Here is a 14,651-nt window from a genome sequence, read left to right on the forward strand (position 1 = left end):
GTCGCCGCATGCGGGGCATGGCGCAGTGCTGGAGGCACCGCGTGCGGACAAAGGACCAGGGTAACGACATGCTCAAAGTAACCAAGGCGGTATTCCCCGTGGCCGGTCTCGGCACGCGCTTTCTGCCCGCCACCAAGGCGAGCCCGAAGGAAATGCTGCCGATCGTGGACAAGCCACTGATCCAGTACGCGGTGGAAGAGGCGATGGCCGCCGGCATCACCGAAATGATCTTCGTGACGGGCCGCAGCAAGCGCGCCATCGAAGACCACTTCGACAAGTCCTACGAGATCGAGGCCGAACTCGAGGCGCGCGGCAAGGACAAGCTGCTCGAACTCGTGCGCAGCATCAAGCCGAGCCACGTCGACTGCTTCTACGTGCGGCAGCCCGAAGCGCTGGGCCTGGGCCACGCGGTGCTGTGCGCCGAAAAGCTCGTGGGCGACAACCCGTTCGCCGTGATCCTCGCGGACGACCTGCTGTACGGCACGCCGCCCGTCATGCAGCAGATGATCGAGGTGTTCGACCACTATCACAGCTCGGTGATCGGCGTGGAAGAGATCCCGCCCGAAGACACGAAGTCGTACGGCATCGTGGACGGCAAGGAGTGGGAAGACTCGATCATCAAGATGTCGGGCATCGTGGAAAAGCCGGCGCCGGACGTGGCGCCGTCGAACCTGGGGGTGGTGGGGCGTTACGTGCTCAAGCCGCGCATCTTCGAACACCTGCGTGCGCTGAAGCCGGGTGCGGGCGGCGAACTGCAACTCACGGATGCGATCCAGTCGCTGCTCGCCGACGAACAGGTGCTCGCGTACAAGTATCACGGCACGCGTTTCGACTGCGGCAGCAAGCTCGGTTATCTGAAGGCAACCGTGGAGTTCGCGTTGCGCCACCCCGAGGTGGGCGCGGAATTCGAAGCCTATCTGCGCACACGTTCGCCGGTGCTCGCGGGGTAAAGCCGCGCGGTGGTGCACGCACCGCCGCCGTACGTTGAAACTCATGCTGTAAAGAAGCGCTGTGATTCGCTACCCGCGGATCGCAGCGCTTTTTGTTTGAGGGTCATGTTCAGAGGACAACCTTTAGTGGCCACCGCAACCGCAAAGCCCCACATGACGCTTCCGTGACACGGGCGCCCCGCCGGCCCGCGCTTGACTCACATCAATTGGCCACCGCCCACCGGTGCGAACATCTGCCCCACCGGCTCGTCGCCCTGGCTGGCCTCGCCCGAGAAATCGAGACATCGCGGTGTTTGCCGGACAGCGTTCGAAGCGTCCAGGCGCGCTGGTGTCCGGCTCACTTCTGAATCCGATCATGATGCTTCCGGACGGCAAGGCGCGGTTCCTTTCTCCCATTCTGAGCCGGCTGCGGCGCTCGCCGCGCGGCGGCTCGCACGTTCCCACGGCCACGCAGGGCACGCTCGAGCAGTTCGCGCGCCTGTCGCCCGACGAAGTCATGCAGCGGCTTGGCACCTGCGCCGCTGGCCTCGACGCCGACGACGCTGTGCAGCGCCTGCGCACGGTCGGTCCCAATCAGGTCGCTCGCGAGGCGCGGCACACCATGGTTCGCGAGCTGGCCGCGCGAGCCGCCAATTCGCTGAACCTGCTGCTGCTCTCGCTTGCCGCCGCGTCATGGTTCCTCGGCGATCCGCGCGCCGCGCTCATGATTTCCGTGATGGTCGTACTCAGCGTTTCGCTCGGCTTCGTGCAGGAGCACCGCTCGAATCGCGCCGCCGAAGCGCTGCGCCGCATGGTGCACACCACCGCCACGGTGCGCAGGCGTAACGCCGCAGGTGGATGCGAACACGCCGCAGGCGTGAGCGAACACAGTGCGACCACGATCGAAATTCCTATCGAACAGATCGTGCCGGGCGACATCGTCATGCTTTCGGCCGGCGACATGATCCCCGCCGACCTGCGGCTCATTTCCGCGCGCGATCTGTTCGTGAATCAATCCGCGCTGACGGGCGAAGCCATGCCGGTCGAAAAGGCGCCCGCCACCGGCACGCACGGCGCCGACTCGCACTTCGAGCTGCCGGACATCTGCTTCATGGGCAGCGCAGTGGTGAGTGGTGTGGGCTGCGGCGTCGTGATTCTCACTGGCGGGCGCACCGCGTTCGGCAACGTGGCGGACATGATCGCGGGGCAGCGCGTGCTCACGAGCTTCGACCAGGGCATTGCGCGCTTTACGTGGCTCATGATGGGCTTCATCGCCGTGATGGTGCCCCTCGTGTTCCTCATCAACGGGCTGACCAAAGGCAACTGGTTCGAGGCACTGCTGTTCGCGGTCGCGGTGGCCGTGGGGCTCACGCCCGAGATGCTGCCCATGATCGTGACCGTCAATCTGGCCAAGGGCGCCATCGCGATGTCGCGCAAGAAGGTGATCGTGAAGCGGCTCAATGCGATCCAGAACTTCGGCGCCATGGACGTGCTCTGCACCGACAAGACCGGCACGCTCACGCAGGACCGCATCATCCTCAAGCGCCATCTCGACATTCATGGCAACGACTCCGACCGCGTGCTCGAGTACGCCTACCTCAACAGCACGCATCAGTCCGGTCTCAAGAATCTGCTCGACGTGGCCGTGCTCAAACACGTCGAGCTGCACGAGCAGCTGAAGGCGCACGAGCAATACACGAAGATCGACGAAATGCCGTTCGACTTCGAGCGCCGCCGCATGTCCGTGGTGCTCGCGCGCGACGACGGCGCGCATCTGCTGATCTGCAAGGGCGCGGTGGAAGAGATTTTTTCGGTGTGCAGCCGCTACGCGGTGGACGGCGACATCGGCACGCTCGACGAAAGCCATTTCGTGGCCGCCAAGGAAACCACGGACGCGCTCAACGCCGACGGCTTTCGCGTCGTCGCGGTGGCCTACAAGGAGATGCCGCCGCAACAGTCGGCGTATTCGGTGAAGGACGAGCAGGACCTCACGCTGCTCGGCTACATCGCGTTTCTCGATCCGCCGAAAGAAACGGCGGCCGCGGCGATTCGCGCGCTCAAGGCGAGCGGCGTCGCCGTGAAAATTCTCACCGGCGACAACGACATCGTCACGCGCAAGATCTGCCGCGAAGTGGGCATCGACGCGAGCACCATCGTGCTCGGCAAGCAACTGGAGAACTGCACGCCCGACGAACTCGCCGCGCTCGCTGAGCGCGCCTCGGTCTTCGCGAAGGTGTCGCCGGCGCAGAAAGCGGCAATCGTCGACGCGCTGCATCGCAAAGGCCACGTGGTGGGTTTTCTCGGCGACGGTATCAACGACGGGCCGGCGCTGAAGACCTCGGACGTGGGCGTATCGGTAGACAGCGCCGTAGACATCGCCAAAGACTCCGCCGACATCATCCTGCTCGAAAAGAGCCTCGCCGTGCTGGGCGACGGCGTGATGGAAGGCCGCAAGGTGTTCGGCAACATCACGAAGTACATCAAGATGGGCGCGAGCTCGAACTTCGGCAACATGTTCAGCGTGCTGGGCGCAAGCATCCTGCTGCCGTTCCTGCCCATGGCGCCCATCCAGGTGCTCACCAACAATCTGCTCTACGACTTCTCGCAAACCGCGATTCCTACCGACAACGTCGATGCCGAATACCTCGCCGTGCCGCGCCACTGGGATATCGTCAACATCATGAAGTTCATGCTGCTGATAGGCCCGATCAGCTCCATCTTCGACTACGTCACCTACTTCCTGATGCTCGACGTCTTCCACGCATGGAACAACGCGCCGCTGTTCCAGACCGGCTGGTTCGTGGAGTCGCTCCTCACGCAGACGCTGATCATCCACATCATCCGCACCGCGAAGGTGCCGTTCTTCGAAAGCCGCGCAAGCGGCGCGCTGATGGCGACGAGCGCGATCATCGCCGTGGTGGGCATCGCAATTCCGTTCACCTGGCTTGGGCACGTGCTGGGCTTCACGCGGCTGCCGGCGACGTACTGGCCGGCGCTGGTGCTGATCCTGCTCGCCTACGCGGCGCTCACCCACGTCGTGAAGACGTGGTTCGTGCGGCGGGTCGGGTTGGGATGACCGGGCAAACGATTACCCGGCTGAACGCCCGTCGAACCGTATAGCCGGCACCGCCGCCTCTCGCCACACCCTGCCTCGCTTTCCGTCAAATTTACTTGACGCCGATTCCAATCGGCAGGAAAAATAGCGACGCTATACGTCAAATAAATTTGACAATGAGCGCCGCGCCGAACCCGGCATACGCGCTCGCGAACCGGAGCAAAGGGGTTTCGGGGCGAGGCTTGCAGGATCCAGGCGGGGTTTCCAGGACATATGACATGAACGACAGGTTCCTGTTACCGGTCGCGCTGCGCGGACACGAATGTGGCCCGGGCGACGCCGACGGGCAAGACGAGACGCAATTCCTCGGGAAGCAGGTCGAACTGATCTGCCTGCTCTTGCGTCGCGCGCACCATTTGCGCGGATGCGGACGCGAAACCCCCGTCGCCGACCTCATTGTTTCCTGCATCGTCAATCTGCTGGAAGCGCTCGAACTCAATTCACCAGACGAAACCGAAATCGGCCTCGCCCGGCTGCAACAGATCATCGACCTGGCCTTCACAGGCGGCCCGTGGAAAGCAGCCTCGGGCTGATGCAGCGGCCTCGCGCCACAACGCGGCCCGCGAAGAAGAAACCTCCGCAACACGAGAGAACGCATTCATCGACAGGCGCATGCAGAACGACAACACCAGTTCCCACGGAACTGGAATACGAGGGGGTTGCCATGCATCACGAGATCGGTCTGGGGGTCACGGCTTTTCGCCTCTCGGCGCCGGAGCGCCGGGTATCGGACGAACAATGGATGCGGGTCGCCCATCTGTTCTCGAGCGACGAGACGAAACACGGCGGCCGGCGAAAATGCCCCGACCGGGCCGTGCTCGATGCTGTCTTCTGGGTCATGACGAGCGGTGAGAAATGGCACCGGCTACCGTCCTGCTACCCGGCGCAGCAGACCTGCTACAACCGGTTCGTGGCGTGGCGCCGAAGCGGCCTCGTCGATCAGGTGGTGCGGGCGCTCGGCTGGGACACGATGCGCGCCGACGTAGCGCACGCCGGGAACTGACGCGGGCCGGCCCCGCGCCCGGTCAGCTTGCCCCGAAGATGCGGCCGTACTCCCTTTCGAGCACGGCATGGCATTCGCACGCGGCCGCTTCGATCGCGGCGCGATCGAGCACGCGAATGGATCCTGGACGGCAACGCAGCGCGCCGCTCGCTTCGAGCGACTTCAGTTCGTCGAGCGCCTCTGCCGCGTGCGCACCGAGCACGTCCGGAAACACCCTCTGGCTGAAACGGATTTCGTCGGAATCCTGGCGGGCGAGCGTCTGCAACAGCCAGCGGCACATCTGCTGACGCGGCGTGTGGTGGTGGACGCACAAGGCAATCTGCGCCATCTGCGCCATGAGGGCCTGGGTATAGCGCAGCATCACCCGCTGAAACGCACCTGCCAGAGCGAACTCGCGGCGCGCCACGTCGACGCTCAACCGGAACGCCTCGCCGGCGCCTTGCACGACGGCGCGCCTTGCGGCATGCGGCTCGCCGATGCAGGCGGAAAGGCCCAGCAACCCTTCGTTGCCCACCACTGCCACGCCGAGCGGCGCGCGGTCCGCCGTGGCATGAAAGATCGCGACGATTGCGGTGGTCGGCAGATACACGTTGGTGAGCGGCTCGCCTTGCCGGAACACGACCTGGCCGAGCGGCATCGCCACCGGTGCGAGATGCGGTTCGAGGCGCTCGCGCTCGCGCGGCGAAAGTGCGGCGAGCAGCCGGTTGCCGGGCGCCGACGCACGGGCCGTGCGCGAACCGCCATTTGTGCCGGCACCTGCTGCCGCATGCTCCGCGACGCGTCGCACAAGCGCGAGGTGTTCCTGGATCAGCGTGTCGCGGTTTCTTTCGGGCAGCAGGCTCAGCACGGCAGAGCGCACGTCGCTGTGGCCGAGTACGTCGAGAATGCGAAGCTTGACGAGGGTGCCGAGATCGCTTTTACCGTTGCGCCAGGCCGATATCTGCGCACGGGTGAGATGGAGCGCTTCTGCAAGCTGGGCGTCGCTTGCGAAGCGGCCCCGCGTTTTGACGTCGTCGAACAATGCGTACCAGTCGCGCACAGTGTTATTGACCTGAATTGGCGTCCAGAGAACTCGACATGGACGGCATGGCAGCGCTACGGCATGTCGATGAAGTAACCGGGTAAGGTAACCAGACGAGGTGACCGGATCCGGTCGAAGGCGCACCCTTTATAGCACAACTGTGACAGCCGTCGCGGCCCTGTCCGCCGCCTTCAGCGGCCTGACGCCGCCTGCGCGGACAGCGCCGCCATGACGCGCACGAGCTGCTCGCGGCAGACCGCGCTCTCGCTCGTATCGTTGAGCGCGATGCCTTCGAGCAGATTCACGATCGCGCACAGGAACGCATCAGCCACGGGCGTGGGCCGCGCACAGCTGCGCAGATAGTCGGCGTAGCCGTACACCGCTTGCAGAAACGCCACCTGGCGGGAGGCGAACTGTTCGTCGTCGAGCAGTGCGGCGACATCGACCGTCTCGCGTCCGTCGCGCAAGGCGCCAGGCAGCCGAATGGTATGCGGATTGGTCATGGCGCCCTCGCCCACGCCGTGAATGACCACGAGACAATTGCCATACGCAAACGGTGGGCACGTTGATCTGTATCAGCCAGGCTGCGGACACACCGCGGCCTCGGGCGGCGTGCCTCAACGAAATACGCTCACGGCATCGACAAGACGCGTGGCCTGTTGCTTGAGGCTCTCCGATGCCGCCGTGCTCTCTTCGACGAGCGCCGCGTTCTGCTGCGTAATGCGGTCCAGTTCGCCCACCGCCGCGTCCACTTGCGTCACGCCGCTGCTCTGCTCTTCGGTAGCCGCGCGAATTTCGGCGATGAGGTCCGACACGCGTTTGACCTGCGCGACGATCTCGTCCATCGTCGTGCCCGCGTCGTCCACGAGCCGCGCGCCCGACGCCACGCGCTCCACGCTCGCGCCGATCAGGTCTTTGATCTCGCGCGCCGCGTTCGCGCTGCGCTGCGCGAGCCCGCGCACCTCGCCCGCCACCACGGCGAAGCCGCGCCCCTGCTCGCCGGCGCGCGCCGCCTCCACCGCGGCGTTCAGCGCAAGGATGTTGGTCTGAAACGCGATGCCGTCGATCACGCCGATGATGTCCGCAATGCGCCGCGAGCTCTCGGTGATCTCGTTCATGGTGTGCACGACTTCGGATACTGCGCGTCCGCCCTTCGCGGCCGTGCTGCTCGCCGAACCCGACAGCGTGTTGGCCTGAAGCGCCGTTTCGGCATTGCTCTTCACGGTGGACGTCATCTGCGCCATCGATGCCGCGGTCTGCTGCACGCTGAAGGCCGCCTGCTCGGTGCGCTTGCTCAGATCGGTGTTGCCCTGCGCGATCTCGTCGCTCGCACGCTGCACGTTGATGACCTGCTCGCTCACGTCGCCGATGAGCCAGCGGAACATGAGGCCGAGCTGGCTGATAGTGCGCAGCGTCATGCCGATTTCGTCGACCCGGTCCATGTGAACCACGTTCTGGCTTTCGCCCGTGGCCACGCGCAGCGCCTGGGCGAGCACCTGCTCGAGCGGCCGCGAGATCTGCGATTCGAGCCACCACGTGGCCATGAACGAAACGAGCGCCATCAGGGCCGCAAAGCCGCCCAGCGCGCCGCCCGTCAAGCCGAGCTGCCACGCCGCCGCGACCATCGCCGGCAGCATGACGAGCAGCGCGGACCGGATGCGCCAGCGCACAGGCATTGTCTTCAGCAGCGAAGTCCAACCCATCAGGCCACGTCGCACGATCAGCCCCTTGTGAAAGCGCTGGTTGCCGGCCTTGCCCTCGCGGAAGTCACGATAGAGCGACTCGGCCGCGGCGATTTCCTCGCGCGTCGCCTTGGTTCGCACGGACATGTAGCCCGCGGCCTGTCCGTTGCGCACCACCGGTATCGCATTGGCCCGCACCCAGTAATGGTCGCCGTTCTTGCGACGGTTCTTCACGAGCGCCGTCCACGGTTCGCCGCCCTTCAGCGTGGCCCACATGTCGGCGAACGCTTCTTGCGGCATGTCGGGGTGGCGCACGATGTTGTGTGGCTGGCCCTGAATTTCTTCCTCGGAAAATCCGCTGACCTGAATGAACGCCGCGTTGGCGTAGGTGATGTAGCTCTGCGTGTCCGTGGTGGACATCAGCGTGGCGTTGTCGGGAAATTCAAATTCGTGCTGCGTGACAGGCTGATTGTTTCGCATGACGCCCCCTGAAGCGAATTACGTGTTCGCTATTTATCGTCAACCAGTGAGCATTCCTGAAGTGCAGACGTGTCGCGATGCAGACAGATTTCACCGTGGCGCGGCGCGCGCCACGGCCTCTTCACACGTCAGCGCGAGCTGAACAGGGCTTGCATTTTTGCGCGACAGGAAGAGCCCGCGCTTGTGGGGCGAGGCTCTCGCCATGCACATCGCATCATGATGCGCAGCGTGGATCGCTTCGTGTCGCCGCACGTGCCGTCGCACGGTTCGCCGTTGCGCCGCTGTGAAGCGGGTAAAAAGATTCGGAGCGCGTCAAGCGCCAGCCCGGCGTTCATCCGACACCCTTCGCCTGGGCCTTACGTCTGCTGAAACATATGTCTGCTGAAACACCACTCGCCGCGCCGTCGCCCGACGCCTCTGCTTCGATGTCTGCCTCGATGAGCCAGACGATCGAACGGCTCACCGAACGCCTTGCCGAGCACTACATCGCGCCGGCACAGACGTCCACGCTCGATCTGATCGTGAGCGACCACGAGCACGCGCCCTGGCGCTTCGTGATGGGCACCGCCGTGCAATCGGTTGCGCTGCGCGAAGGCAGTCTGCAACCGCCCGCCATGTGCACGCTGACGTTGTCGCGCGCGCTGATCGAACACGTGCTGGCCCACCCCACGTCGTTCGATCTGCGCAGCGCGCAAAGTCTCGCCATGGGCGGCGCGCGCATCACGGGAGCGAGCCGGATTGCGGCGTACTGGATTCAATTGCTCAAGCGGCCCGATGCCACGCAGCGCGCCGCGCTCGCACGAGCCCGTGCACACGCGCCGGAGTCGATACAGACGGTGCCGCGCCTCTCTCTACACGACGCCGCCTCGCGTGAGCTGCTCGGGCACGCGGTGAGCGCGCTGCAATCGAGCACGCCGCTGCATCTCGCCGGCGTGCTCGACTGGCCCGAGACGCAATGGACGGCCGCCGACTGGCACGCGCGTGAAGGCGAGACGGTACTGCCCATCGTGTCGGGAGAAGGCCGTCACGTGTGCGTGAGCGCGCTGATCGACGCGTTTTCGGCCACCGCAGCATCGAACACCACTTCGTACACCGAAGGCTGCCTGCTGCCGCCCGACTGGGAAGCACGCTTCGCAATGCCGCTCGTGCCCCGCGACGCACTCGGCCCCGGGCAGCTGTGGGCCGGCCGGCGCTGCGCGCAAGCGGTCACGCGCCTGCATTGCGATCTCGGCAACTCGTTTCTCGCGCAGGTGCTGGGACGCAAGCGCGTGCGGCTCTATGGTCCGAGCCAGGAACGCGCGCTCTACGCGCTCGATGCGTTCAACAGCTACCGCCCCTGCGCCGTGGACGTCGACGCGCCCGACTTCGAGCGGCACCCGCGCTTTGCCGAGGCACAGGGTGTCGACGTGCTACTGGCGCCGGGCGATCTGCTGATCGTGCCGACGGGCTGGTTTCACTGCGTATGGGCGGTGGACGACGTGCTTTCGGTGAGCCGCGTATTGAGCGACGACAGGATCACGCGACTGCGGTCCCTCGTGTGATGGCCGAAGCGCCGGGAAAAGCTGCGGGGGGGAGAAACGTAAAGCCGGATAAAAAACCGGCAGGAGCGGCTCACGGCAGGAGGAGAAACCGGTCGTCCACCACTTCACGACCGGCCTGAAACAGAAACAGCGGCCGCCTAGCGCCGCCGCATCAGAAACACGAAGGTCTTGTCTTCCACCGAGCTTTCCACGATCTCGTTGCCCGTCTGCTTCGCGAAGGCGGCGAAGTCGCGTTGCGAGCCCGGATCGGTGGCGAGCACCTTCAGAATCTGCCCGCTTTCCATGTCGGCCAGCGCCTTCTTGGCGCGCAGGATGGGCAGCGGACAGTTGAGTCCGCGCGCATCCACTTCCTTGTGAACCTGAGTTTGCATCGGTGTTCGACCTTCGGGAGAGGCGCGCCAGCGGCGCGCTCGTAGAAGGCCGGATTTTACCGCAGCCGCTGTTGCACCGCTGCGCAACGCTGCGCAGGCTGCCGCGGCCACATGCCATCGTGGGCAGGGACACAAAGCGTGCGCGCGATGCATCACGCCCAACTCCGCCCCGACCTTCCACCTCACGCCTGCAACGTCACCGCCTCGCCGGTTTCGAGCGAACGGCGCAGCGCGCTGCCGATGCGCGTTGCCTCCAGCGCGTCCGCGAGCGTGGCGCCCGCCTGCTCGCCGTTCGTCACAGCGGCGACGAACGCCTGCGCCTCGCACAGGAACGCCTCTTCGAAGCGGTCGAAGAAGGTCGGCGTGCATTCGTTGCGAATGCCGGTACCGTCGTAAATCTCCACGCGATTCGCGCGAGGAGTGCGCCCCACCGTGAGCGCGCCCGCCGTGCCGATCACCTCCGACGACGTATCGTTGCCGTGCGCCATGGTGCGCGACGCGTAGAACACCGCGAGCTGCCCGCCTTCGAATTCGCAGATCGCCACGCCGTTATCCACATCGCCTGCTGCGCGCAGTCCCTCGTGCAGCGCGATCGTGCCGCTCGCGTAGACGCGTTTGGCACGCGGAAAGCCGAGCAGCCAGCGCGCCACGTCGATGTCGTGCACGGTGCAGTCCAGAAAGATGCCGCCCGAGGTGGGAGCGAAACGCACGAAGAAGCCTTCGGGGTCGTTCTGGTCGCAGGTCTGCGAGCGCACGAGGAACGGGCGGCCAATCGCGCCCGCCTGCACCTTGCCGAACGCGTCGCGATAGCTCGGATCGAAACGGCGCATGAAGCCGATGGTCACCTTGAGATGCGGATAGCGCGCGGCCACGCCGAGCACGCGTTCGCATTCGGCCACGTCGAGCGAAAGCGGCTTCTCGCAGAACACGTGCTTGCCCGCATGCAGCGCATCGACGATCTGCTGCGCGTGCAGCGAAGACGGCGTGACGAGCCACACGGCGTCTACAGCGTCGTCGGCAAGCAGCGCCGCGTAGTCGTCGTAGACGCGCGTGGCGGCAAAGCGCTCGCGCGCCCACGCGCATTCCTCGGCGAGCGGACTGCACGCCGCAGCGAGCGCCGCGCCCGGCACGCGGAACGCAAGGTTTTCGGCATGGCGCCGCCCGAGCCGCCCGAGCCCCACCACGCCAATGCGCAGCGGACCTGAAGCGGTGATGTTGGCTGTTGTCGCCATCAGTCGTGTCTCCTCGATCCTCTCTGTGAACGAACGCGCCTCAGCCCATCTGCACGATGCGACCTTCGCGCCACGACTGCGTGGCGGCCTCGGCCAGTTCGAGCGCCTTCAGCCCGTCGGCCACCGTGGTGCGCACGGGCTTGCCTTCGGTCACCGCGGCGAAGAAATGCGCGATTTCGTCGGCATAGGCTGCACGATAGCGTTCGAGGAAAAAGGCCTCCGGCACGTCGATGGCGACGGCACGCTTCGACCACGCCACCACCTCCGTGGGCCGCACGTTGCCCGCCTGGAGCATGCCCTCGCTGCCCAGCACTTCGAAGCGCTGGTCGTAGCCGTACGCGGCACGCCGCGCGGTGTTGATCTGGCAAAGCCGCCCGCGCTTGGTGCGGATCGTGACGGCGGTCGAATCGATGTCGCCTGCCTCGGCAATCGCGGGGTCCGTAAGACAGCTGCCGGTGGCATGCACGGTGGCGGCTTCGTCGTCCAGAATCCAGCGGAAGATGTCGAAGTCGTGGATCAGCATGTCCTTGAAGATGCCGCCCGAGTGCTTGATGTACTCCACGGGCGGCGCGCCCGGATCGCGGCTCGTCACGACGAGCATTTCCGGCGTGCCGATTTCGCCTGCGTCGATGCGCGCCTTCACGGCGGCAAATGTCGGATCGAAGCGCCGCTGAAAGCCGATCATGCAGACCACGCCTGCACGCGCCACGGCGTCCGCGCATTCGCGCGCACGTTCGATCGCGAGGTCCACGGGCTTCTCGCAGAACACATGCTTCTTCGCCGCCGCGGATTTCAGGATGAGGTCCGCATGCGTGTCCGTGCTCGAACAGATCACGGTGGCCGCAATCGACGCATCGCCCATCGCGCCGTCCACGTCGGCCACCTGCGCGCCGTGCTGCGCCGCGAGCGCGGCGGCCGCCTCGCGGTTCACGTCCACCACGTACTTGAGCCGCACACCCGGCTGGCGCGCGAGATTGGCCGCGTGAATGCGGCCGATGCGGCCTGCGCCGAACACCGCGACGTCGAGCGTCTTGCCGCCTGCTGTTTCAGTCATCGTATCCTCCAGTGTCTTTCGATTCTTCTACGTTCAATTCGAGCTTGTACGCGAGCGCGATGAAGAGCGCCTGGCACAGGCAGATCGTGCTGGTCAGTGAGCGGAAGGCGAACGCACTGCCCTCCTTCACGTACAGTTGCGCGCTCGCGTAACGCGCGAGCGGCGAAAGCTGGCTATCGGTAATCACGAGCGTCTTCGCCTGGTGATGCTGGGCCACGCGCAGGCAGTACTGCGTTTCCTTGCCGTAGGGCGCAAAGCTGATGGCGATCACCACGTCGCCCTTGCGCACGCTGCGAATCTGTTCGCGGTACATGCCGCCGAAGCCCGACACCAGATGCACGCGCTTGGGCGTGTGCTGCAGTGCGTAGACGATGTAGCTCGCCACCGGGAACGAGCGGCGCACGCCCACCACATAGATGTTTTCGGCCTGCTGGAGCATCTTCACGGCGGCGTCGAACTGCGCGTTGTCGAGACCCGCTTCGAGTTCGTCCAGACCGCTGCGGCACGCGCTGATGAACTCGCGCGCCACCGACCCGCCCGACACCCGCCCCGGCTTCTCGTCGATCAGCTTGCGAATGCGCTGCTGATAGCTCGTCGCTGAAACGCCCTGGTTCGTATAGGCCTGGCGGAACACGGCCTGCAGATCGGAAAAACCCGAGAAGCCGAAGCGCTGCGCGAAGCGCACCACGGCCGAGGGATGCACGCCGCAGCTCGCCGCGATGTCGCTCGTGCGATCCACCATCACGCTCGCGCGATGCTGCTCGATGTAAGTCGCCACGCTCTTCAACTGCCGCGGCAGCGACTCGTAGTTTTCCGCGATGCGCTGCATCAGTTCCTCGACGCTCGGCAGCGCTTCGGTGCTCTCTTCGCTCATGGTTCTACCCGTTTCCATTGGTGCAGCGCCGCAGCGTACGGCGCCTCGTCGTTGGGAGCGATTATAGGCACGCCACCTCATGAATGGAACAGATTTTCCATTTTTATTTGCAATGAAATTTCCGTTGCACCACGCCGCGAGATGACCTAATCTTGTTCGTGAGCGATGGCCCCGGCGCGCTTGCCATGCATTCACAGTGGGCCGGCACGCTCGCTCATTCCCTAAAAACGAAAGATCGAGATAGGTGGAGACAATGACACATCGCAAGGGCAAGGCAACGCTCAGGATGCTGGCTGCCGCATTGACGCTGGCGGCCGGCCTCGCCACCACGCTGGGCACGGCGTCCACCGCTTACGCGGCCGACGCGCACTTCGTTCTGATCAGCCACGCGCCGGATTCGGACTCGTGGTGGAACACCATCAAGAACGCCATCAAGCAGGCCGACGAAGACTTCAACGTAGAGACCGACTACCGCAATCCGCCCAACGGCGACATCGCCGACATGGCGCGCCTCATCGAGCAGGCCGCAGCGCGCAACTACGACGGCGTGATCACCACCATCGCCGACTACGACGTGCTCAAGAGTTCCATCTCGAAGGTCACGGAAAAGAAGATTCCGCTCGTCACGATCAACTCGGGCACCGAAGAGCAGAGCGCGAAACTGGGCGCCATCATGCACATCGGCCAGCCCGAATACGTGGCAGGCAAAGCCGCCGGCGAGAAGGCCAAGGCCGCGGGCGTGAAGAGCTTCCTGTGCGTGAACCACTTCGCGACCAACGCCGTGTCGTTCGAACGCTGCCGCGGCTTTGCCGACGCGCTCGGCGTGGACTACAAGACCTCTACCATCGACTCCGGACAGGACCCGACCGAAATTCAGTCGAAGGTGAGCGCCTATCTGCGCAACCATCCGAACACGGGCGCCGTGCTCACGCTCGGCCCGGTGCCGGCTGCCGCCACGCTCAAGGCGCTCCAGCAGATGGGTCTGGCGGGTAAGGTGTTCTTCTGCACGTTCGACTTCTCCGACGACATCGCCAAGGCCATTCAGGCCGGCACGATCCAGTTCGCCATCGACCAGCAGCCGTATCTGCAGGGCTATCTGCCGGTCGCCGTGCTCGCCATCGCGAAGAAGGAACACACCACCGACCCGGCCGCCATCCGCAAGGCGCTGCAGGCCAATCCGAAGTTCCAGGCGCGGCTGCAGACGTACGGGCTGGAGCCGTCGTATGGGCCGAAGAACATCCGTTCGGGCCCGGGCTTCATCACGAAGGCCAACCTCGACAAGGTCATCAAGTACGCGGGCCAATACCGCTGATGGCGCGCGGTTGACTCGTTGTTGACTCGTTGTTGAT

13 protein-coding genes are annotated in these 14,651 nt (G+C 65.1%); 6 read left to right on the plus strand and 7 right to left on the minus strand.

All coding sequences use genetic code 11. The features are described from left to right. Positions 1–68 precede the first annotated feature (68 nt). The 4 genes from galU (at position 69) to PKKP23_RS25140 (ending at position 5,047) form a co-directional block, all read left to right on the plus strand. Positions 69–950: a UTP--glucose-1-phosphate uridylyltransferase GalU gene (gene galU, locus PKKP23_RS25125; protein WP_017777743.1), complete on the plus strand. Its 882-nt coding sequence runs from the start codon at positions 69–71 to the stop codon at positions 948–950. 355 nt (positions 951–1,305) lie between these two features. After that, entirely contained in the window at positions 1,306–4,005 is a 2,700-nt protein-coding gene (gene mgtA / locus PKKP23_RS25130) for a magnesium-translocating P-type ATPase (RefSeq protein ID WP_126878875.1), read from the plus strand. Between the two features lie 257 nt (positions 4,006–4,262). After that, positions 4,263–4,577, plus strand: coding sequence for a hypothetical protein (locus PKKP23_RS25135; protein WP_126878876.1), 315 nt, complete (start codon positions 4,263–4,265; stop codon positions 4,575–4,577). Between the two features lie 131 nt (positions 4,578–4,708). Further along, on the plus strand, positions 4,709–5,047 hold the full coding sequence (locus PKKP23_RS25140; RefSeq protein ID WP_161978139.1) for a transposase: 339 nt from the start codon (positions 4,709–4,711) through the stop codon (positions 5,045–5,047). Positions 5,048–5,069: 22 nt separating this feature from the next. Here the strand turns inward: PKKP23_RS25140 and PKKP23_RS25145 are convergent, their stop codons facing one another. The 3 genes from PKKP23_RS25145 to PKKP23_RS25155 all read right to left on the minus strand — a co-directional run bounded on the left by PKKP23_RS25145 (position 5,070) and on the right by PKKP23_RS25155 (position 8,230). After that, positions 5,070–6,086 (minus strand): cyclic nucleotide-binding domain-containing protein, encoded by a 1,017-nt coding sequence (locus PKKP23_RS25145; protein WP_126878878.1) that lies wholly within the window; start codon positions 6,084–6,086, stop codon positions 5,070–5,072. Between the two features lie 173 nt (positions 6,087–6,259). Then, entirely contained in the window at positions 6,260–6,571 is a 312-nt protein-coding gene (locus PKKP23_RS25150; RefSeq protein ID WP_126878879.1) for a hypothetical protein, read from the minus strand. Positions 6,572–6,685: 114 nt separating this feature from the next. Beyond that, on the minus strand, positions 6,686–8,230 hold the full coding sequence (locus tag PKKP23_RS25155) for a methyl-accepting chemotaxis protein (protein WP_126878880.1): 1,545 nt from the start codon (positions 8,228–8,230) through the stop codon (positions 6,686–6,688). 374 nt (positions 8,231–8,604) lie between these two features. On the opposite strand from PKKP23_RS25155, the gene PKKP23_RS25160 reads away from it, so the two are divergent. Continuing rightward, positions 8,605–9,771 carry a cupin-like domain-containing protein gene (locus PKKP23_RS25160; protein WP_126878881.1) on the plus strand — a complete coding sequence of 389 codons (1,167 nt, stop codon included), beginning with the start codon at positions 8,605–8,607 and terminating at the stop codon, positions 9,769–9,771. Between the two features lie 137 nt (positions 9,772–9,908). Here the strand turns inward: PKKP23_RS25160 and PKKP23_RS25165 are convergent, their stop codons facing one another. The 4 genes from PKKP23_RS25165 to PKKP23_RS25180 all read right to left on the minus strand — a co-directional run bounded on the left by PKKP23_RS25165 (position 9,909) and on the right by PKKP23_RS25180 (position 13,302). Continuing rightward, positions 9,909–10,142: a sulfurtransferase TusA family protein gene (locus PKKP23_RS25165; protein ID WP_114814772.1), complete on the minus strand. Its 234-nt coding sequence runs from the start codon at positions 10,140–10,142 to the stop codon at positions 9,909–9,911. A 182-nt stretch (positions 10,143–10,324) separates the two neighbouring features. Next, positions 10,325–11,374, minus strand: coding sequence for a Gfo/Idh/MocA family oxidoreductase (locus PKKP23_RS25170; RefSeq protein WP_126878882.1), 1,050 nt, complete (start codon positions 11,372–11,374; stop codon positions 10,325–10,327). Between the two features lie 40 nt (positions 11,375–11,414). Continuing rightward, a complete protein-coding gene (iolG, locus tag PKKP23_RS25175) occupies positions 11,415–12,428 on the minus strand; it encodes an inositol 2-dehydrogenase (protein ID WP_126878883.1) in 1,014 nt (337 codons plus the stop codon). Continuing rightward, positions 12,421–13,302, minus strand: a complete 882-nt coding sequence (locus tag PKKP23_RS25180) for a MurR/RpiR family transcriptional regulator (protein ID WP_017777733.1) — start codon at positions 13,300–13,302, stop codon at positions 12,421–12,423. The genes iolG and PKKP23_RS25180 overlap by 8 nt, the downstream gene beginning before the upstream one ends. A 253-nt stretch (positions 13,303–13,555) precedes the next feature. Between PKKP23_RS25180 and PKKP23_RS25185 the strand changes: the two genes are divergently transcribed. Continuing rightward, a complete protein-coding gene (locus PKKP23_RS25185) occupies positions 13,556–14,614 on the plus strand; it encodes a sugar ABC transporter substrate-binding protein (protein ID WP_017777732.1) in 1,059 nt (352 codons plus the stop codon). The last annotated feature ends 37 nt before the right edge of the window (positions 14,615–14,651 follow it).

The organism is Paraburkholderia kururiensis JCM 10599 = LMG 19447 (assembly GCF_003986935.1).
Taxonomy (GTDB): Bacteria; Pseudomonadota; Gammaproteobacteria; order Burkholderiales; family Burkholderiaceae; genus Paraburkholderia; species Paraburkholderia kururiensis.

What these genes read in the sequence shown, in the direction of transcription:
- PKKP23_RS25180 (WP_017777733.1), bottom strand. Translation starts at nt 13,302, where the DNA reads ATGAGCGAAGAGAGCACCGAAGCGCTGCCGAGCGTCGAGGAACTGATG.
- iolG (WP_126878883.1), bottom strand. Translation starts at nt 12,428, where the DNA reads ATGACTGAAACAGCAGGCGGCAAGACGCTCGACGTCGCGGTGTTCGGC.
- mgtA (WP_126878875.1), top strand. Translation starts at nt 1,306, where the DNA reads ATGATGCTTCCGGACGGCAAGGCGCGGTTCCTTTCTCCCATTCTGAGC.
- PKKP23_RS25165 (WP_114814772.1), bottom strand. Translation starts at nt 10,142, where the DNA reads ATGCAAACTCAGGTTCACAAGGAAGTGGATGCGCGCGGACTCAACTGT.
- PKKP23_RS25170 (WP_126878882.1), bottom strand. Translation starts at nt 11,374, where the DNA reads ATGGCGACAACAGCCAACATCACCGCTTCAGGTCCGCTGCGCATTGGC.
- PKKP23_RS25160 (WP_126878881.1), top strand. Translation starts at nt 8,605, where the DNA reads ATGTCTGCTGAAACACCACTCGCCGCGCCGTCGCCCGACGCCTCTGCT.
- PKKP23_RS25155 (WP_126878880.1), bottom strand. Translation starts at nt 8,230, where the DNA reads ATGCGAAACAATCAGCCTGTCACGCAGCACGAATTTGAATTTCCCGAC.
- galU (WP_017777743.1), top strand. Translation starts at nt 69, where the DNA reads ATGCTCAAAGTAACCAAGGCGGTATTCCCCGTGGCCGGTCTCGGCACG.
- PKKP23_RS25185 (WP_017777732.1), top strand. Translation starts at nt 13,556, where the DNA reads ATGACACATCGCAAGGGCAAGGCAACGCTCAGGATGCTGGCTGCCGCA.
- PKKP23_RS25140 (WP_161978139.1), top strand. Translation starts at nt 4,709, where the DNA reads ATGCATCACGAGATCGGTCTGGGGGTCACGGCTTTTCGCCTCTCGGCG.
- PKKP23_RS25150 (WP_126878879.1), bottom strand. Translation starts at nt 6,571, where the DNA reads ATGACCAATCCGCATACCATTCGGCTGCCTGGCGCCTTGCGCGACGGA.
- PKKP23_RS25135 (WP_126878876.1), top strand. Translation starts at nt 4,263, where the DNA reads ATGAACGACAGGTTCCTGTTACCGGTCGCGCTGCGCGGACACGAATGT.